18 protein-coding genes are annotated in these 18,121 nt (G+C 46.1%); 10 read left to right on the top strand and 8 right to left on the bottom strand.

What is annotated here, in order from left to right:
• Positions 1-69 precede the first annotated feature (69 nt).
• From ACINLD_RS05450 to ACINLD_RS05430, 5 genes are all read left to right on the top strand, one after another.
• Complete coding sequence (locus ACINLD_RS05450; RefSeq protein WP_077736708.1) at positions 70-3,756, top strand: nitrate reductase subunit alpha; 3,687 nt, start codon at positions 70-72, stop codon at positions 3,754-3,756.
• Positions 3,746-5,215, top strand: a complete 1,470-nt coding sequence (gene narH / locus ACINLD_RS05445; RefSeq protein ID WP_026587264.1) for a nitrate reductase subunit beta — start codon at positions 3,746-3,748, stop codon at positions 5,213-5,215. The genes ACINLD_RS05450 and narH overlap by 11 nt, the downstream gene beginning before the upstream one ends.
• Positions 5,216-5,232: 17 nt before the next feature.
• Positions 5,233-5,775 (top strand): nitrate reductase molybdenum cofactor assembly chaperone, encoded by a 543-nt coding sequence (gene narJ, locus ACINLD_RS05440; RefSeq protein WP_077736709.1) that lies wholly within the window; start codon positions 5,233-5,235, stop codon positions 5,773-5,775.
• Positions 5,772-6,458, top strand: coding sequence for a respiratory nitrate reductase subunit gamma (narI, locus tag ACINLD_RS05435; RefSeq protein WP_026587262.1), 687 nt, complete (start codon positions 5,772-5,774; stop codon positions 6,456-6,458). Before narJ ends, narI begins: the two co-directional genes overlap by 4 nt.
• A gap of 114 nt (positions 6,459-6,572) precedes the next feature.
• Positions 6,573-6,914 carry a hypothetical protein gene (locus tag ACINLD_RS05430; RefSeq protein WP_026587261.1) on the top strand — a complete coding sequence of 114 codons (342 nt, stop codon included), beginning with the start codon at positions 6,573-6,575 and terminating at the stop codon, positions 6,912-6,914.
• A 37-nt stretch (positions 6,915-6,951) separates the two neighbouring features.
• Here the strand turns inward: ACINLD_RS05430 and ACINLD_RS05425 are convergent, their stop codons facing one another.
• Positions 6,952-8,364, bottom strand: a complete 1,413-nt coding sequence (locus ACINLD_RS05425) for an alanine/glycine:cation symporter family protein (protein WP_026587260.1) — start codon at positions 8,362-8,364, stop codon at positions 6,952-6,954.
• 323 nt (positions 8,365-8,687) lie between these two features.
• On the opposite strand from ACINLD_RS05425, the gene ACINLD_RS05420 reads away from it, so the two are divergent.
• From ACINLD_RS05420 to ACINLD_RS05410, 3 genes are all read left to right on the top strand, one after another.
• Positions 8,688-9,032: a hypothetical protein gene (locus ACINLD_RS05420; protein ID WP_026587259.1), complete on the top strand. Its 345-nt coding sequence runs from the start codon at positions 8,688-8,690 to the stop codon at positions 9,030-9,032.
• Between the two features lie 27 nt (positions 9,033-9,059).
• Positions 9,060-9,185, top strand: coding sequence for a hypothetical protein (locus ACINLD_RS05415; protein WP_256860391.1), 126 nt, complete (start codon positions 9,060-9,062; stop codon positions 9,183-9,185).
• Positions 9,186-9,501: 316 nt separating this feature from the next.
• The gene (locus tag ACINLD_RS05410) at positions 9,502-10,284 is read left to right on the top strand and encodes a (S)-acetoin forming diacetyl reductase (RefSeq protein ID WP_077736710.1); all 783 of its coding nucleotides are present in this window, start codon (positions 9,502-9,504) and stop codon (positions 10,282-10,284) included.
• Between the two features lie 266 nt (positions 10,285-10,550).
• On the opposite strand, the gene parC is transcribed toward ACINLD_RS05410, so the two are convergent.
• From parC to ACINLD_RS05395, 3 genes are all read right to left on the bottom strand, one after another.
• Positions 10,551-12,974, bottom strand: coding sequence for a DNA topoisomerase IV subunit A (gene parC, locus ACINLD_RS05405; RefSeq protein ID WP_077736711.1), 2,424 nt, complete (start codon positions 12,972-12,974; stop codon positions 10,551-10,553).
• 4 nt (positions 12,975-12,978) lie between these two features.
• A complete protein-coding gene (gene parE, locus ACINLD_RS05400) occupies positions 12,979-14,946 on the bottom strand; it encodes a DNA topoisomerase IV subunit B (RefSeq protein WP_026587256.1) in 1,968 nt (655 codons plus the stop codon).
• Positions 14,947-15,265: 319 nt separating this feature from the next.
• Positions 15,266-15,679, bottom strand: a complete 414-nt coding sequence (locus tag ACINLD_RS05395) for a CoA-binding protein (RefSeq protein ID WP_026587255.1) — start codon at positions 15,677-15,679, stop codon at positions 15,266-15,268.
• 179 nt (positions 15,680-15,858) lie between these two features.
• Here ACINLD_RS05395 and plsY point away from each other — a divergent pair, with 179 nt between their 5' ends.
• Both plsY and ACINLD_RS05385 read left to right on the top strand, forming a co-directional pair.
• Positions 15,859-16,452: a glycerol-3-phosphate 1-O-acyltransferase PlsY gene (gene plsY, locus ACINLD_RS05390; protein WP_026587254.1), complete on the top strand. Its 594-nt coding sequence runs from the start codon at positions 15,859-15,861 to the stop codon at positions 16,450-16,452.
• Between the two features lie 84 nt (positions 16,453-16,536).
• Positions 16,537-16,824 (top strand): HesB/YadR/YfhF family protein, encoded by a 288-nt coding sequence (locus tag ACINLD_RS05385; RefSeq protein WP_077736712.1) that lies wholly within the window; start codon positions 16,537-16,539, stop codon positions 16,822-16,824.
• Positions 16,825-16,852: 28 nt separating this feature from the next.
• Here ACINLD_RS05385 and ACINLD_RS05380 read toward each other — a convergent pair whose 3' ends face one another.
• The 4 genes from ACINLD_RS05380 to ACINLD_RS05365 all read right to left on the bottom strand — a co-directional run bounded on the left by ACINLD_RS05380 (position 16,853) and on the right by ACINLD_RS05365 (position 18,101).
• The gene (locus ACINLD_RS05380; RefSeq protein ID WP_026587252.1) at positions 16,853-17,161 is read right to left on the bottom strand and encodes a hypothetical protein; all 309 of its coding nucleotides are present in this window, start codon (positions 17,159-17,161) and stop codon (positions 16,853-16,855) included.
• A complete protein-coding gene (locus ACINLD_RS05375; protein ID WP_026587251.1) occupies positions 17,162-17,578 on the bottom strand; it encodes a YbgC/FadM family acyl-CoA thioesterase in 417 nt (138 codons plus the stop codon).
• 114 nt (positions 17,579-17,692) lie between these two features.
• The gene (gene tlp, locus ACINLD_RS05370; RefSeq protein WP_026587250.1) at positions 17,693-17,929 is read right to left on the bottom strand and encodes a small acid-soluble spore protein Tlp; all 237 of its coding nucleotides are present in this window, start codon (positions 17,927-17,929) and stop codon (positions 17,693-17,695) included.
• A 28-nt stretch (positions 17,930-17,957) separates the two neighbouring features.
• Positions 17,958-18,101 carry an acid-soluble spore protein N gene (locus ACINLD_RS05365; RefSeq protein ID WP_006637039.1) on the bottom strand — a complete coding sequence of 48 codons (144 nt, stop codon included), beginning with the start codon at positions 18,099-18,101 and terminating at the stop codon, positions 17,958-17,960.
• Positions 18,102-18,121 lie beyond the last annotated feature (20 nt).

The following is an 18,121-nucleotide window of genomic DNA, read 5'->3' as shown; positions in this document are numbered from 1 at the left end:
GTTAACAAGGTGCCGCTTCTCCTCCGTATATAGTGAGGGTAGCAGCACCGACAAAGGAGTGAAACAGTCATGAAAAAAAAGAAAACAAGTCCACTTTTCAGGAGATTAAACTATTTCTCTCCTATAGAACATCATTCTGATCATCACAGCCAAACCACTTATGAAGACCGGGATTGGGAAAATGTATACAGAAATAGATGGCAGCATGATAAAGTGATCCGCTCCACCCACGGGGTGAACTGCACCGGATCCTGCAGCTGGAATATCTACGTTAAAAACGGCATTGTCACATGGGAAGGACAGCGCCTTGATTACCCTTCGACAGGCCCTGATATGCCTGACTTTGAGCCTCGCGGCTGTCCGCGCGGAGCCAGCTTTTCCTGGTATATTTACAGTCCGCTCCGCGTCAAATATCCATATGTCCGCGGTGTGCTGATCCAAATGTGGCGCGAGGCGCTAAAAACTTACAAAAACCCGTTGGAAGCCTGGAAATCGATTGTCGAAAATCCTGAAAAAGCGAAAGCCTATAAACAGGCGCGCGGAAAAGGCGGCTTTGTCCGCGCCGAATGGAGCGAAGTCTTAAAGCTGATTTCCGCTTCCCTTCTATATACAGTCATGAAATACGGACCTGACCGCAATGTCGGATTCTCGCCGATACCAGCTATGTCCATGCTCAGCCATGCGGCAGGGTCACGCTTTATGTCCCTGATCGGCGGCCCGATGCTGAGCTTCTATGACTGGTATGCCGACCTTCCCCCTGCTTCACCGCAGATTTGGGGAGATCAAACCGACGTTCCCGAAAGCAGCGACTGGTACAACTCCGGCTACATCATGACTTGGGGTTCCAACGTACCGCTGACAAGAACACCTGATGCACACTTTTTGGCCGAAGCCCGCTATAAAGGAGCAAAAGTGATTTCGATCAGCCCGGATTTCGCTGAGTCATCTAAGTTTTCCGATGATTGGCTGAGCATCAGACAAGGAACCGACGGAGCACTGGCCATGGCGATGGGCCATGTCATTCTGCAAGACTTTTATGTCAACCAGAAGACGGAACGTTTTATTGATTATGCAAAACAATATACCGATTTCCCGTTTTTGGTGACTTTGAAAGAGGAAAACGGAACGTTCACAGCAGGCCGCTTCCTCCATGCTAAAGATATCGGGCGTGCGACAGAGCATGATGAATGGAAGCCTGCCGTTTGGGACGAAGACACAGATGGATTTGCGATTCCGCAGGGCACGATGGGCTCCCGCTGGGACGGCCAAGGAAAATGGAACTTGCGCATGGTTGATGAGGATTCAGAAAAACCGATCACACCTCGGCTTTCCATGCTTGGACATGAAGATATGATCGGCACGGTCAACATTCCTTACTTCTCACATGAAGGCAATAAGGTGATCGAAAGACCGATTCCGATCAAAAAAGTCATCCTGGACGGCGAGGAAGTCTTTGTTTCCACCGTTTTCGACCTGACTCTCGCCAACTATGGCGTCAACCGCGGAATCGGCGGACAGACCCCGGCATCATTTGATGATCCTGAACCATTTACACCGGCTTGGCAAGAGCCGATTACTGGCATTAAAAGTGAAATGGTGATCAAGATCGCAAGGGAATTCGCGCAAAATGCGATTGACACAGAGGGCCGCTCAATGATCATTGTCGGCGCCGGGATTAACCATTGGTTCAATTCAGACACCATTTACAGAGCTGTGCTGAACCTTGTGCTTCTCGTCGGAGCCCAAGGGGTTAACGGAGGCGGCTGGGCCCACTATGTCGGCCAGGAAAAACTCCGTCCGGCCGAAGGATGGCAGACGATCGCGATGGCCAAAGACTGGGGAGGCCCTGCCAAACTGCAAAACGGCACATCCTTCTTCTATTTCGCTACCGACCAGTGGCGCTATGAAGATCAGGAAATCAGCGGGCTCGCTTCCCCAATCGCAAAAACATCGCGCTACAAGCACCATGCTGATTACAATGTGCTGGCGGCAAGACTCGGCTGGCTTCCATCGTATCCGACGTTTGAGAAAAACGGCATCGACTTGTATAAAGAAGCAGAAAAAGCAGGCGCTGAAAACGCTCAGCAAGTCGGAAGCTATATTGCCAGACAGCTTGAAGAGAAAAAGCTCAAGTTTTCGATTGAAGATCCTGACAATGAAAAGAACTTCCCGAGAAATCTATTTGTCTGGAGAGCCAACTTAATCTCGAGCTCCGGCAAAGGTCATGAATATTTTCTGAAGCACTTGCTCGGTACGACAAACGGACTGATGAACGATGATCAGGACAGCATCCGTCCTGAAGAAATCAAATGGCGCGACGAAGCGCCTGAAGGCAAGCTCGACTTATTGATCAATCTCGACTTCAGGATGGCGGGTACCGCTCTGTACTCCGACATTGTGCTCCCTGCGGCCACCTGGTACGAAAAACACGATCTCAGCAGCACGGATATGCATCCTTTCATCCATCCGTTTAACCCGGCCATTTCAGCGCCGTGGGAATCAAAGTCTGACTGGGATATTTTCAAAGCATTAGCAAAAGCGGTTTCCGATCTGGCTGAAGAAGTTGACATGGAACCTGTCAAAGAGGCTGTTGCGACTCCTCTTCTCCATGACACTCCACAAGAAATGGCGCAGCCGCTCGGGAAAATCAAAGACTGGAGCAAAGATGACTGCCCTGCCGTTCCAGGGAAAACAATGCCGCAAATTCACGTCGTGGAACGGGATTACAAGCAGATTTACAATAAGATGACATCGCTCGGGCCGAATGTTGCCAAACAGCCGTTTGGTACGAAAGGTATGAACTGGTCCGTTGAAGCAGAATATGATTCTCTCAAAAAAACGCTCGGCGTCGTAAAAGAAGACACGATCGCCAAAGGCTGTCCTGACATCAGTGATGCAAGACAAGCTGCTGAAGCGGTATTGACCCTCTCTTCCACTTCAAACGGGAAAGTAGCCGTTAAAGCGTGGGAATCGCTTGAAAAAATAACGAATCTTGAGTTGAAAGATTTAGCTGAAGAACGGGAAGAGGAATGCTTCACATTTGAGCAAATTTCAGCTCAGCCGAAAACGGTGATCACCTCCCCTGCTTTCAGCGGTTCTGAAAAAGGCGGACGGCGCTATTCTCCGTTTACGACGAACGTTGAAAAACTGATTCCGTGGAGAACGCTGACCGGCAGACAGTCTTTTTACCTTGATCATGAAATGATGACAGAATTCGGGGAAAACATGGCGACATTCAAACCGATTCTGATCCACCGCCCTTTCGTAAATAAACGGCCTGAGCAAGAAGGGAAAGAAATCGTGTTGAACTATTTAACACCGCATAATAAATGGTCGGTGCACAGCATGTATTTTGATTCCCTGCCGATGCTCACCCTTTTCAGAGGCGGACCGACGGTCTGGATGAATAAAGACGATGCGGAAGAAACCGACATTCAGGACAACGACTGGATCGAGTGTTTTAACCGAAATGGAGTCGTCGTCGCACGGGCCGTGACATCACACCGGATTCCAAAAGGAATGGCGTTTATGCACCATGCCCAAGACCGGCATATCAACGTGCCGGGAACAAAGCTGACGAATAACCGCGGAGGAACCCATAACAGCCCGACCCGCATTCATGTCAAGCCGACGCAGATGATCGGAGGCTACGGACAGCTCAGCTACGGATTCAACTACTACGGGCCGACAGGAAATCAGCGCGACCTCAATGTCGTGATCAGAAAATTGAAGGAGGTCGATTGGCTTGAAGATTAAAGCGCAGATCGGGATGGTCATGAACCTTGACAAATGCATCGGCTGTCATACATGCAGCGTCACATGCAAAAACACTTGGACAAACCGTTCCGGAGCAGAATATATGTACTTCAACAACGTCGAAACAAAACCGGGCATCGGCTACCCGAAACAATGGGAGAACCAGGATAAATACCGAGGCGGCTGGGAGCTGAAAAAAGGCAAGCTGCAGCTCAAATCAGGCGCCAAAACAACACGGCTCATGAATTTATTCTACAACCCGTATCAGCCGACGATCGATGACTACTATGAACCTTGGAATTATGATTATGAAACACTGACAAACAGTCCGGAGAAAAAACACCAGCCTGTTGCACGGCCGAAGTCTTCCATTACGGGAGACTTCATGAACCTTGAATGGGGCCCGAACTGGGAAGATGACCTTGCCGGCGGCCACATTACAGGCCTCCAAGATCCAAACGTCAAAAAAATGGAAGAATCGATCAAGACTGAATTTGAAGACGTCTTTATGATGTATCTGCCAAGGATATGCGAACACTGCATCAATCCGTCGTGCGTCTCCTCCTGTCCGTCAGGCGCGATGTACAAACGCGAAGAAGACGGGATCGTTCTCGTCGATCAAAATGCATGCCGCTCATGGAGGCACTGTGTATCATCATGTCCTTATAAAAAAGTGTATTTCAACTGGCAGACAAACAAGGCGGAAAAATGCACACTGTGCTTCCCTCGTCTCGAAGCCGGACTGCCGACAATCTGCTCTGAGACATGTGTCGGCAGAATCCGCTATCTCGGTGTCATGCTTTATGACGCAGATAAAGTCGAGGAAGCAGCTTCAGCCGAAAATGAAAAAGATTTGTATCACTCACAGCTGGAGATTTTCCTGGATCCGAATGATCCTGCTGTCGCAGAAGAAGCAAAAGCCCAAGGCATTCCGCTGGAGTGGATCGAAGCCGCGCAAAAATCGCCAATCTACAAAATGATCATCGATTGGAAAATCGCCCTGCCGCTGCATCCGGAATACCGGACATTGCCGATGGTATGGTACATTCCTCCGCTCAGTCCGATTATGAATATGTTTGAAGGAAAAGGAACGGCCCAATCAGCTGAGGATATCTTCCCGGCCATTGATGAAATGCGGATTCCGATCGAATATTTGGCCAATCTGCTGACGGCCGGTGATACACACCATATTAGAACGACATTAAAGAAAATGTCTGTGATGCGTATGTACATGCGGGCGACCCAAACGAACAAACAGATCGATTCAGCTCTGATACAAGATACCGGATTGACTGAAGAACAGATTGAAGATATGTACCGTCTGCTTGCAATCGCCAAATACGATGACCGATTTGTCATTCCGCAAACCCATCGCGAAGAAGTCGCAGATCTGTACATGGAACAAGGAAGCTGCGGGTTATCATTTGCCGGAGGACCCGGTTCTTGCCAAACCCTATAAGACTGGAGTGAAGCACAATGGATGCAACAGATAAACAAGCCGTTTTCGCCGCACTTTCCTATCTCCTCTCCTACCCTGATGAACAGTGGAGAAAAGAACGCTCTGAATGGCAAACCATGATCAATCAGATACAGCATCAGCAATTGAAAGAGAAATTGCTTTCATTTATGGAGGAGGCGGCTCTCTATTCTCCGGAAGAGTTGATCGAAACATATGTATACACATTTGATTTCGGCAAAAAAACGAACCTTTATGTCACCTACTTCAATTCCGGAGAACAGCGGGAACGCGGGATTGAGCTCTTGCAGCTGAAAGATTTATATCAGCAATCAGGTTTTCAGCCGACAGAAAAAGAGCTTCCTGACTACCTTCCGCTCATGCTGGAGTTCGCCGCATTGGCCAACCGCGATCAAGCGGCGGCTGTCTTTCAAAAGTATGCGGGGAATCTTGAAGAGCTGAGATTGCAGCTAAGCGAAAATGAAAGCATCTATGCCGCGCTGTTGGACGGATTGTTTATAGGATTGGCGGAAATCGGTGTTGAAAGGACTGTACAGCCATGATCGAACAAATTCTTTGGGTCATTCTCCCCTATATTGTCCTGACGATCTTTATCGGCGGTCATATTTACCGCTACCAGCATGATCAGTTTGGCTGGACGGCCAAATCAAGCGAAATGCTCGAAAAGAAAAAGCTGGCGCTTGGCAGCAGCCTCTTTCATTGGGGAATCTTCTTTGTCATCGGCGGACATGTGATGGGGATTTTAATTCCGGAAAGCTTTTATGAGACAATCGGCGTCTCAGAACATCTTTATCATAAAGTCGCCATCGGTTTCGGACTGCCGGCAGGAATTGCTGCACTATCGGGACTCATCATTCTTGCTTACCGGAGAGTGACTGACAAACGAATCCGGAAAACGAGTTCAGCCGGCGATTTGATCACGTTAGCGGCCTTATTGTTCATGATGATAACCGGCCTTGCGTCAACTTTCCTCAACATCGATTCAAAAGGATTCGACTACAGAACGACAATCGGACCTTGGTTCCGCGGAATCTTCATGTTTAAACCGGATCCCTCGCTTATGGCAAGTGTACCGATCTGGTTTAAAATTCATATCGTCATGGGCTATGTCATATTCATTGTCTGGCCGTTTACGCGGCTTGTCCATGTTTTCAGCATGCCGCTGAAATATTTGACAAGAAGCTATGTCGTCTACAGGAAACGGGCGCCGCGCAAAAGCATGTAAACCATCTCCCTAAAGCCAAAATGGCTTTAGGGATTTTTTTCTCTATAAGGCAAGCTACCCATCTTTTCAGCAAATCATACGATAAAGCAAACAGTTAGAAAGGAGCGTTTTTGCTTGTATCCATACGATTATATATATGACCCGTACCGTCAGCAGTTCCCGCCCGGTCCTCCTCCTGGAGCAGGAGGACCGCAGCAGCAGGTTTTGCCTCCTCCCCCAAGCCAGCTTCCTCAAGACACCGGCGGCCCTTCGGTTTTTGCCGTTGACCCTGGAGGAATCAGAAGATGCCTGTTCAGATTTACGTACATCCGTTTAAGGAACGGCGCCCGCTTTTGGTTTTACCCGGTTTTTCTCGGTAGGCGTTCGATCGCAGGCTACCGCTGGAGGCCGCGGCAGTTCCGCTGGGTGTACTTCGGGATTGACCTGAATGAAATCACATCTTTCAGCTGCCAATAAGAAAAAGGCGTCATCTACAAGACGCCTTTTTCATCTTTTATTTTGATTTAAGTGTTTCCTTCTCATCTTCCCAAGCCTCTGTATTCTTCAGCCCCGGTATAGAGCTCGCTTTAAAGACCGGATTCTTCCCTTCTTTACGCTGTGCTGTATAATCCTTGAGCACTTTGGCCGCGATTCCTGACAGGAGGAGAATCGCGATCAGGTTGATGATGGCCATTAAGCCCATGAATAAATCGGCCATGTCCCATACGAGCTGAAAGCCGGAGACGGATCCGAAAATCACCATTGCGACAACTGCCGCGCGATAAACGGCAAGCGCCGTTTTGCTCTTTTTAATAAATTCGATATTTGTTTCACCATAGTAGTAGTTCCCGACGATTGAGCTGAAAGCGAACAGGAAAATCGCCACGGCGACAAACGCAGGCGCCCAGCTTCCGATATGATGCTGCATCGCTGCTTGTGTAATCTGAATGCCGTCAAGCTCTTTGCCCGGCGTCAAATTGAACAAAAGGATCATAAAGGCTGTCGCACTGCAGATGACAATCGTATCAAAGAATACACCGAGCGTTTGGATAAAGCCTTGTTTTGCGGGGTGAGACACATTGGCAGTCGCCGCCGCGTTCGGCGCGCTTCCCATTCCGGCTTCATTTGAAAATAAACCGCGCTTGGCACCGATGATGATGAGCGATCCCAAGGTACCCCCTGCGATCTGTTCGATGCCAAACGCATCCTTCACGATCATGGCAAAGACAGCCGGCAGCTGCGAAATGTTCGTCAGTACGACGTAAAGAGCCAAGGCAAGATAAATGATGGCCATGACGGGAACAATTAATTGCGTGACTGTTACAACCCGTTTCAAGCCGCCGAAAATAATAAATCCGGTCAATACCGCAAGAACAATTCCGACCGTTGTTTTATCAAGGTTGAAAGCCCCTTCCATGGAGCCGACGATCGTATTGGCTTGCACCGCATTAAAGATCAAGCCGAATGTAATCGTAATTAAAACGGCAAAGATAATGCCCATCCATCTGGCGCCGAGCGCTTTTTCCATGTAATAAGCCGGACCGCCGCGGAAATGATCGCCGTCCTTTACTTTATAGACTTGGGCCAATGTGCTCTCGACAAAGCTTGATGCCATCCCTACAAGAGCGACAACCCACATCCAAAAGACCGCTCCGGGTCCGCCGGTCGCAACAGCCAGCGCCACACCGGTCAGGTTTCCCGTTCCTACCCGCGAAGCTGCTGAGATAAAGAAAGCCTGCAAAGACGAAACGCCTTGCCCTTTCTCTTCCTTTTGGCCGACAATACGAAACATCTCAAAGAAATAACGAAATTGGACAAATCTCAGTTTAAAAGTAAAATACAGTCCTATACCTATTAATATATAGACTAAATAAGTCCAAATAAAACCGCTTGGGACATTAATAATTTCGCTTAAAATTTCTTCCATAGCACCCTCCTGCAACAAACTGATTTTGATGTTAAGTTTCCTAACATGATAGGATTATATCATAATCATGACGCAAGCAAAACTAGATAGAATTTTCTGTTTTTTAATCCTGTATATTTATGGCGTCATCATTACTTTAGTCCCGATTCTCATTATAACAGAGATACACGTGTAATCATATATAAAAAAGCGCTTTCATTGTGATGGTCCTCGAAAAACCAAGGAATTTGTCAACAAATAAAGCAAAACTGTCACAAAAAAATCATCTTTTATTATCTAATAAAATATGTTAAGATTATGAGACGTTAAGGGGATGAGATCTGATGAAAAAGACATTGTTACTGCAATTGTCTATGTTCTTTTTAGTCATTGCGAGCCTTCATTCGTTCTCAATGCCCCAGATGCCGGCAAATCATCATGTACAAAAAGCCGCAGTTTCAGGCGATGAGCTTCACGAACTGTCAATCGGCAAGCATGGTGAGGAAAAGGCTAAATCATTATGGAATTCACTCGGGTTTCGAATTGAATTCATACTGCTCTTAATCTTAGCTGCCGCTACCAGTCAAGTTTACATTCTGAACCGGCGGAAAGAACATCTGAAGGCATTTATGCTCGCAGTTTTCTATCACTCTTCTTATTTCGATAAAGCGCATGTTCTAAAACCATAACCATACTAAAACAGGAGGTTTTTAAACATGTTATTTATCATAAGAATGGTGATTATCGGGCTCTTTTCATTGACAGCTTTAAACTTGTTTGTATTTCAAGGAATTGAATTCATGCACGCGATTACAGATCTGTTTAATCGCCAGGACAGCTGAATGATATTTGCAGTGCCCCAAAAAGTTAGACAATAAAATTTCATGAAACAGTTTGATTGGCATGAGTCCGGCATTGCACGGATTCATGCCTTTTCATTTGCTCTTCATCCGTTTAGTGATTGAACTGAATCGCTGTTTTATAGTGGAACATCCCTTTTATAGTCTGACACACAGTTTTTCGCCTCCTTTAAAAACTATTAAATTTTTTCGAAAAATTTTAAACATCTTTTCGACAAATGCCGCGGCTTTACTTCAAATCTACACATATAAGATATAATACTCCTGTACCAATTACTTATAGAAAGAAGATGTTCATATGAGTAAAGTATCTGAAAAAATTGCTTTTGTTACCGGCGGCGGCCAAGGAATTGGTGAAGCAATCTGCAAACGCTTGGCAGAGGACGGATTCGCTGTTGCAGTTGCTGATTATAATGAAGAAACTGCAACACAAGTTGCTGAGGACATTAACAAGCTTAACGGCAAAGCAATCGCGGTTAAAGTAGATGTTGCTGATCGTGATGATGTTTTTAAAGCTGTCGATGAAACAGTAAAACGTCTTGGCGGTCTTGATGTGGTGATCAATAATGCAGGTCTTGGACCAACCACCCCTATTGAAAGCATTACATATGAAGATTATCGGAAAGTCTATGATGTTAATGTTGGCGGTACTTATTGGGGAATACAAGCAGCTGTAAAAGCCTTCAAAGAACTTGGACACGGCGGGAAAATCATTAATGCTTCTTCTCAAGCCGGTCAAGTCGGCAATCCGGGCTTAGCCGTTTACGGCGGAACAAAGTTCGCTGTTCGCGGTATCACCCAAACGGCAGCAAAAGATCTAGCTGAATTAGGCATTACTGTAAACGCCTTTTGTCCGGGTATCGTAAAAACGCCGATGATGATGGACATTGCACAGCAAACCGCTCATGAAGCAGGCAAGCCATTTGAATGGGGATTGGAGCAATTCTCTCAAAATATTGCATTAAAACGCTTATCCAAACCGGAAGATGTAGCGGCATGCGTTTCCTACCTTGCAGGACCAGATTCAGATTATATGACTGGTCAAGCACTTATCATCGATGGCGGGATGGTGTTCAATTAAGGTTAAAACAACCTGCACGGATCAGCTGAACGAATGTCTTCACTCTGAACCATATATTAAGTAATAACGTAAAAAGAGGCTGGGACATAACCAGCCTGAAATACTCAAAAAGAGTCGGATGATCAAAAAACGATCTCCGGCTCTTTTTGATGGTTGATTTTATTTTTTAAATTCCTCACTAAAATGCCAAGGAGGCAATGTTGTAAATCCGCGTTTTGCTGGTGATCCCCCTAGACCTTGTCTGACAATTGGAGTGCAGTTTTATCTCACTCCTGTTCATGTTTGCTAAGCCAGACATCTGTTACTTTTCCGGCTTCATCTTCGTCGATGATGAATGAACCGTTGCTGTACCGGTCATGCAGTTTGATTTCTTTGACAAGCATCTCCTCTGCGGAGCCTTTTTCAGTTTGAATCATGATCTGGTCATGATATGAGCAGGCAAGCAGTCCGGCGATGCGGTGAGGTTTTTTCTTCAGTTCCCGCAGCATGAGAACGCCTCGTTTGGCCCGCGAGGTTTTTTCGAATTCGCTGCGGTTCATTCGCTTGACTGAGCCGCGCTGTGTGACGAGGACGAGCACATCTGATTCCTCTAAAATCTGTCCTGAGACGACAAAATCGCCTTCTTTTAAGTTCACGCCTTTAACACCGGCCGCTCTGGCGCCGACAACACTGATTTCTTCCTCTGTGAACCATAAGCCATAGCCTGTATGTGTAGCGATGAATACGTCTTTCGTCCCGTCTGTGACATGGACATCGACCACTTCGTCATCGCCTTTTAAATTAAGCGCGACCAAGGCTTTTGAATAACGCTGTGCTTTATATTGAAGAAGCTGCGTTCTTTTCGTCATTCCGTTTTTCGTGAAAAACAGAAGATATTCCGACTCGGTAAATTCCCTGACAGGAATCGCTTTGACGACAGACTCATCACTGTCAATGGAAATGATGTTCGTAATATGCTGACCAAGGTCTTTCCACCTGATATCCGGCAGCTGGTGAACCGGACAATACACATAGCTTCCTTTGTTCGTAAACAAAAGCAGCACATCTGTCGTGTTCATTTCCAGTTGGCAAAGCAGACGGTCGGTATCCTTCATGCCGAAATCCTGTCCGTTTGAAGCGGCAAACGATCTTTGGCTTGTACGTTTGATATAGCCGTCTTTCGTTACGGTTACATAGACGTCCTCTGAGGCTACCATTACTTCAAGGTTGATTTTGATCTCTTCGATCTTTTCTTCGATCACAGAGAGCCTCTCGCCTGCATAGGTTTTTTTCAACTTTTGCAAGTTGTCTTTGATGACCTTCAAAAGCTTCCGATCATTAGAAAGGATCGCTTCCAGCTCCTGTATTTTCCGATTCAGCTCTTTCGCTTCTTCCTGCAAAGCGGTTATATCGGTGTTTGTCAATCTGTACAGCTGCAAGGAAACGATGGCTTCCGCCTGCGGTTCTGTGAATGCGAACTTTGCAATCAAGTTGTTTTTGGCGTCCCGCTTATCATTTGAAGAGCGGATCGTCGAGATGACTTCATCGAGGATCGACAGTGCTTTCATCAATCCTTCGACGATATGATGCCTTTCCTTCGCCTTTCTCAGCTCATACTGAGAACGATTGGTGATCACTTCTTTCTGATGCTCGATATAGGCATCTAAAATAGAAGTGAGATTCATCAGCATCGGTCTTCTGTTATGGATGGCGACCATGTTGAAGTTGTATGGAATTTGCAGATCCGCATTTTTATACAAGAAATTCAAAATACCTTGTGCATCCGCTTCTTTTTTCAGTTCGATCACGATTCTGAGACCTGTGCGATCGGTCTCATCGCGGACTTCGGAAATTCCTTCAACTTTGCGCTCAATCCGGAATTCGTCGATTTTTTTCACTAAATTTGCTTTATTGACTTCAAACGGAATTTCCGTGATAACAATTTGCTGGCGGCCGCCTCTAATCGTTTCGATCTCGGCTTTTCCTCTGATGATGATTTTGCCTTTTCCGGTTTCATAGGCCTTTTTAATGCCTTCTTTCCCCTGGATGATGCCGCCTGTCGGAAAATCGGGCCCTTTGACAAGCTCCATGAGTTCATCAACACTGCAGTTGGGCGAATCGATTCGTTTAATGACGGCGTCGATCACTTCTCCTAGGTTGTGAGGCGGGATGTCTGTCGCATATCCCGCGGATATTCCCGTCGATCCGTTCACAAGCAAATTCGGGAACATCGCCGGCAGAACAACAGGCTCCTTGCTTGTATCATCAAAGTTCGGCACAAACTCGACCGTTTCTTTATCGATGTCCCGCAAAAGCTCTGAAGCAATCGCCGAAAGCCTCGCTTCTGTATAACGCATCGCAGCGGGCGGATCGCCGTCGATGCTTCCGTTGTTTCCGTGCATTTCAATCAGCACGTTGCGAACCTTCCAATCCTGGCTCATCCTCACCATCGCTTCGTACACGGAACTGTCCCCATGCGGATGGTAGTTCCCGATCACATTCCCGACCGTTTTCGCGGCTTTGCGGAAGTTTTTGTCATGCGTGTTTCCTTCCGCGTGCATGGCGTACAGAATTCTCCTTTGCACCGGCTTCAGTCCATCGCGCGCATCAGGAAGCGCCCGGTCTTGAATGATGTATTTGCTGTATCGGCCGAAACGGTCGCCGATCACGTCTTCCAATGGTAAATCATGAAAAATCTCTGGCTGTGCCATTTATTTAAACCTCCTCAGCGACCGATAAGTTCTCATTTTCCAAAATATTGCTTTCTTCATCAAGTCCGAAAGCGACATTTTTCTCAATCCACTTTCTCCTCGGTTCAACTTTGTCCCCCATCAATGTCGTTACGCGCCGTTCAACGCGGGCCGCATCATCGATTTTGACCCTGACGAGCGTCCTTGATTCAGGGTTCATCGTCGTTTCCCAAAGCTGATCTGCATTCATTTCTCCGAGACCTTTATAGCGCTGTATCGTATATCCTTTTCCGACTTTTTTCAGAACATCGTCCATTTCTTCATCAGACCAGGCGTACTCAACGATTTCTTTTTTGCCTGAGCCCTTGCTGACCTTATAGAGCGGCGGCAGCGCGATAAACACTTTTCCGTGCTCGATCAGCGGTTTCATATAGCGGTAGAAAAAGGTTAACAGAAGCACCTGGATATGCGCACCGTCTGTATCGGCATCCGTCATGATGATGACTTTGTCATAGTTGATGTCTTCAATATCAAAATCGACGCCGACGCCCCCGCCTATCGCATGAATGATCGTATTAATTTCTTCATTTTTGAAGATATCGGCAAGCTTTGCTTTTTCTGTATTGATGACCTTTCCGCGGAGCGGCAGAACCGCCTGGAATTTCCGGTCTCTTCCCTGCTTGGCTGAACCGCCTGCAGAATCACCCTCAACAAGATACAGTTCGTTTTTAGCCGGGTTTCTTGATTGGGCAGGCGTCAGTTTACCGCTTAATGTCGCTTCCGATTTTTTTCTCTTTTTGCCGCTTCTCGCTTCTTCTCTTGCTTTTCGGGCTGCTTCCCTTGCCTGTGAAGCTTTGATGGCCTTTTTCACAAGCAAAGTCGCGGTTTCTCTATTTTCTTCAAGGAAATAGGCGAGCTGCTCGGAAACGATAGCGTCAACCGCTGATCTTGCTTCACTTGTGCCGAGCTTGCCTTTTGTCTGTCCTTCAAACTGAAGAAGCTCTTCCGGTATGCGCACAGAAACGATCGCAGACAATCCTTCTCTGATATCCGTTCCTTCCAGATTTTTGTCCTTTTCTTTTAACAGCGCAACCTTTCTCGCATACTCGTTGAATGCTCTCGTCATCGCTGTTTTGGCTCCGGACTCATGGGTCCCGCCGTCCTTCGTCCTGACATTGTTGACAAAGGACAGTATGTTTTCGGAATAGCCGTCATTAAACTGGAACGCGAAATCGACTTCGATCCCGTTATGTTCGCCTTCAAAGGAAACCACTTCGCAAAGCGCGTCTTTTTCTTCGTTCAAATAAGCGACGAAAGCTTCGATGCCGGTTTCATACAAAAAAGTTTCTTTCGTTTGATGGCGTTCATCAATCAGCTCAATTTTTAATCCTTTTAATAAAAAGGCTGATTCTCTCAGCCGTTCTGAAAGCGTTTCAAAGTTATAGGTCGTCGTGCTGAACATCTTGGGGTCCGGCTTAAAATGAATCAGGGTGCCGGTTTTTTTAGTCGTTCCGATTTTCTCAAGGGATGTTACCGGTTTACCGCCGTTTTCAAACCGCTGTTTGTAGACATTTCCGTCCCGTTCGATCGTCACCGTCAGCCATTCGGACAGAGCGTTGACGACGGATGCACCGACACCGTGCAGACCTCCGCTCGTTTTATAGCCGCCTTGGCCGAATTTACCTCCTGCGTGAAGGACGGTTAAAATAATTTCCGGAGTCGGTTTGCCGAGCTTATGCATTCCTGTTGGCATTCCCCGGCCTCTGTCTTGCACCGATATGCTGTTATCTTTATGTATTTTCACTATAATGTGATCCCCGTGGCCCGCCAGAACTTCGTCAACGGAATTATCGACGATTTCATAAACGAGATGGTGCAAGCCGCGGCTGTCCGTTGAACCGATGTACATGCCGGGGCGTTTTCTGACCGCTTCAAGGCCTTCGAGCACCTGTATGGAATCATCATTATAGTCAACCTGCTGTTTTTTAACCAAATGCATAAACCCCTTTCAAAAATCAAACATTGCTTATAAAGAATAATACACACTCTGACATGCAAATCAAAGCGATATCCGATTTTCTTTCGACCGCTTCAAAGATTTGTCATGATTTCGTTAACCTTTAGCCGATTGAATGACAGACGTCATTTTACACGAATCTTTCGGCACAATACAAGGCTGTTTAAAAGTATTTGGAAAATCATTCTTAAAAAAACTGTCCAAGACTTATTGTATCTGTTTCACAATAAATCGCAAACATAATCTCGTATAAAAAAGACAAAAACCCTTGTTTTTTCAAGGATTTTTGTCTTTTTTATGCCGATTTGGTCAGCGCATGGGCCACTTTTATGCACAAATCCATAACGACTGTATAGCCCTTTTCACTCAGCAGCTGATATGCGTCTTCATTGACAAGTCCCTGCTGCGCCCAAAACACGTCGGCATCGATCTCCAAAAACTCCTCAGCGACATCTAAAAGATGCTCAGATCTTCTAAACACATTAACGATATCCACATGTCCTTCAATATCCTTTAAAGACGCCACAGCCTTCACTCCGAGCGCTTCATCGATAGTCGGATTGACGGGGATAATATCATAGCCCGCTTCCTGCATCGCTTTTGAAACCATGTACGACGTTCTCTCCGGATTGTTTGAGAGGCCGACGACCGCGATTCGCTTGCTGTTTTCAAGAATCTTTTTAATTTCCTGTTTAGATGGGTTTTCCATACCGCTCACTCCTTTATTTATTAGTTTACACGAAAACAATCGCCGCAATCAAAATTTTCATATGATTGCATCGCATTATCCTGTATGATATATACGGGTACATACCAATAAAAATCCTCAGAGAAGGTGCCTCTCATGTTAAAATAAAGAGAAGGGATCATCTAAAAAGGAGAAATGAAATGTTTATTGCTTTATTATTTTTGTTAGCCTATCTACTCGGCAGCATTCCGTCCGGCTTGATTGTCGGAAAAGCTGCCAAAGGAATTGATATCAGAGAACACGGCAGCGGCAATCTCGGAGCCACCAACGCATTCAGGACGCTCGGCGTTAAAGCGGGCTCGATTGTCATCGCCGCGGATATCTTAAAAGGGACGCTTGCCGCTTTTTTGCCGGCCATCCTGCACGTCGGCGTTCACCCTTTATTTGCGGGAGTGGCCGCGGTGATCGGGCACATGTTCCCTGTTTTCGCAAAGTTTAAAGGCGGAAAAGCTGTCGCTACCTCAGGAGGCGTATTATTGTGCTATCAGCCTCTATTGTTTCTTACCATGGTCGCTGTGTTTTTCCTGTTTTTGTATATGACAAAGTATGTATCGCTTTCATCCATTTTAACCGGCCTGTATACCACCATCTACAGCCTGTTCACAAAAGACCTCTTTTTGGTGGCGGTCGTCGTCGTTCTTACGGTGTTTGTCATATACAGACACAGAATGAACATTAAGCGGATTATCGATAAAACCGAACCGAAAATAAAATGGATGTCCGGTAAAAGGTAGATGCCTTTCATCAATCGGTTCAATCATTATATACTATAAAGGCAGCACATATTTGAAATGAATGATAAAGGAGAGTGCTTGCTCGTGAATTTGAAAATTAATGAAGATGCGCTGATTTGGTATAAGGACGAGCTTGATTTGAAAAAAGGGGATCAGGTTCGCTTCTTTGTCCGTTACGGCGGTTGCAGCAATGTTCAAAAAGGCTTCTCCCTCGGTGTTTCAAAAGATGAGCCTCAGCAAATCGGGGCGAGCGCAGAAGCAGATGGGATTACGTTTTTTATCGAAGAAAGCGATGTCTGGTATTTCGACGGCCACGATTTGCTCGTCACGTACAATGAATCATCTGAAGAACCGGTTTTTGAATATCAGTAAAAAAAGAACGCTTAAATGCGTTCTTTTTTTATCGTTTTTCAAGCCGAAAGCGTTCGATATGGCTGAAGAGCTGTTCTTTTTTTAAAATGTCGATTTGCTTTTTCCCCAGCAAATCAAAATGGGGAAATTCGCCTCTTTTGTGAATCCACTCTTCTTTCAAACCGTACTTTTTGCCCCATGCGGCAAGCTTTTCAATGTTTTGGCAGCCCGCTTTTGTCACGGTGCGGGCCTCAGGAAACCTGTCATCGATCCAATAATGCGTCAGAAAGGCGATTTCCCCGTTTAATACCGCTTGTTTCCATTTGTTCAGCTCGCGCCTGGTGATTCCAAAGGCCATTTATTTTTTCGCCTCTTCGTACGCCTGATGCCATTTTGGATAAAGTTTACGGAATTGAAGCGGCTTGAAGCTGTCCTGGTCGACGCAAATATGGGAAGACGTTCCTTTCACAGCCGTTTCTCCGGCAGAGTTTAAAATCTCATACCCATAGACCGTTTTAAATCCATTGTAATCTTCAATCCATGTATGTACCATCGCGGTTTCTCCATAGCGCAGCGGTTTGACGTAGCGGACATTGACATCCACGACAGGAGAAAGCACACCGTCTTTTTCCATTTCGGCATAGGAAAAACCGAGTTCTTTTATTAAAGCCGTCCGGCCCACCTCCATCCAAATCAGGTAGTTGGCGTGATACACAATACCCATTTGATCTGTTTCAGCATAGCGTACTTCTATTTCTTTTTTTGAGACGTACAAATTCCTTCTACTCCCTTATCAGCAATGTATAACTCTATTTTAGCATAAGGTATAACCAAACACACGGCAGGCGGCTTATGTATGAGCCGTGCAAAAAAACCAGGTTGCCCTGGTTTATTGATCATATTCTTGTTTTTGGCTTTTAGCCTCGTCATGAATTTCATTGCGCATAGCTTCAATGCTTTCATTTCGGCGTTCGTTTTTCTCACGGATTTGCTGCTTCTCTTCACCGCTTGCAAAAGACAGCTGTTCTTCGGATTCCTCGATGTTTTCAATCGTATTCTGTACCATGTCTTGAAGCTTTTCCACGTTGTCTGATCTGTCATCCGGATGATGCTGCTGTTTTTCCATCATGCTGTATACGCCTCCTTTTCCAACATTATTCGCCTTTTGTCTGCATAATAATCGGCGTTTCTCCCGATTTATCATGCATTTTTTTGCCTTTGTTCCGCTTGTATTCAACCGGCTTTGTCCCGAGGTGGCTCGGGGCAAATTTCGCCTGTTTGTCATGCTCTCTCGGCATGTCCATCCCTCCTTTTAAGA

The sequence above is a fragment of the Bacillus sp. z60-11 genome (genome assembly GCF_046464135.1).
GTDB lineage: Bacteria > Bacillota > Bacilli > Bacillales > Bacillaceae > Bacillus > Bacillus sonorensis_A.
This window is presented reverse-complemented; position numbering and strand designations above follow the sequence as displayed.

Excerpts from the sequence above, each read along its gene's own strand:
- narJ (WP_077736709.1), top strand. The coding sequence starts at position 5,233 with ATGGATGCAACAGATAAACAAGCCGTTTTCGCCGCACTTTCCTATCTC.
- narI (WP_026587262.1), top strand. The coding sequence starts at position 5,772 with ATGATCGAACAAATTCTTTGGGTCATTCTCCCCTATATTGTCCTGACG.
- ACINLD_RS05380 (WP_026587252.1), bottom strand. The coding sequence starts at position 17,161 with ATGGCCTTTGGAATCACCAGGCGCGAGCTGAACAAATGGAAACAAGCG.
- ACINLD_RS05415 (WP_256860391.1), top strand. The coding sequence starts at position 9,060 with ATGTTATTTATCATAAGAATGGTGATTATCGGGCTCTTTTCATTGACA.
- ACINLD_RS05420 (WP_026587259.1), top strand. The coding sequence starts at position 8,688 with ATGAAAAAGACATTGTTACTGCAATTGTCTATGTTCTTTTTAGTCATT.
- plsY (WP_026587254.1), top strand. The coding sequence starts at position 15,859 with ATGTTTATTGCTTTATTATTTTTGTTAGCCTATCTACTCGGCAGCATT.
- tlp (WP_026587250.1), bottom strand. The coding sequence starts at position 17,929 with ATGGAAAAACAGCAGCATCATCCGGATGACAGATCAGACAACGTGGAA.
- parC (WP_077736711.1), bottom strand. The coding sequence starts at position 12,974 with ATGGCACAGCCAGAGATTTTTCATGATTTACCATTGGAAGACGTGATC.
- ACINLD_RS05365 (WP_006637039.1), bottom strand. The coding sequence starts at position 18,101 with ATGCCGAGAGAGCATGACAAACAGGCGAAATTTGCCCCGAGCCACCTC.
- ACINLD_RS05410 (WP_077736710.1), top strand. The coding sequence starts at position 9,502 with ATGAGTAAAGTATCTGAAAAAATTGCTTTTGTTACCGGCGGCGGCCAA.
- ACINLD_RS05450 (WP_077736708.1), top strand. The coding sequence starts at position 70 with ATGAAAAAAAAGAAAACAAGTCCACTTTTCAGGAGATTAAACTATTTC.
- ACINLD_RS05425 (WP_026587260.1), bottom strand. The coding sequence starts at position 8,364 with ATGGAAGAAATTTTAAGCGAAATTATTAATGTCCCAAGCGGTTTTATT.
- ACINLD_RS05395 (WP_026587255.1), bottom strand. The coding sequence starts at position 15,679 with ATGGAAAACCCATCTAAACAGGAAATTAAAAAGATTCTTGAAAACAGC.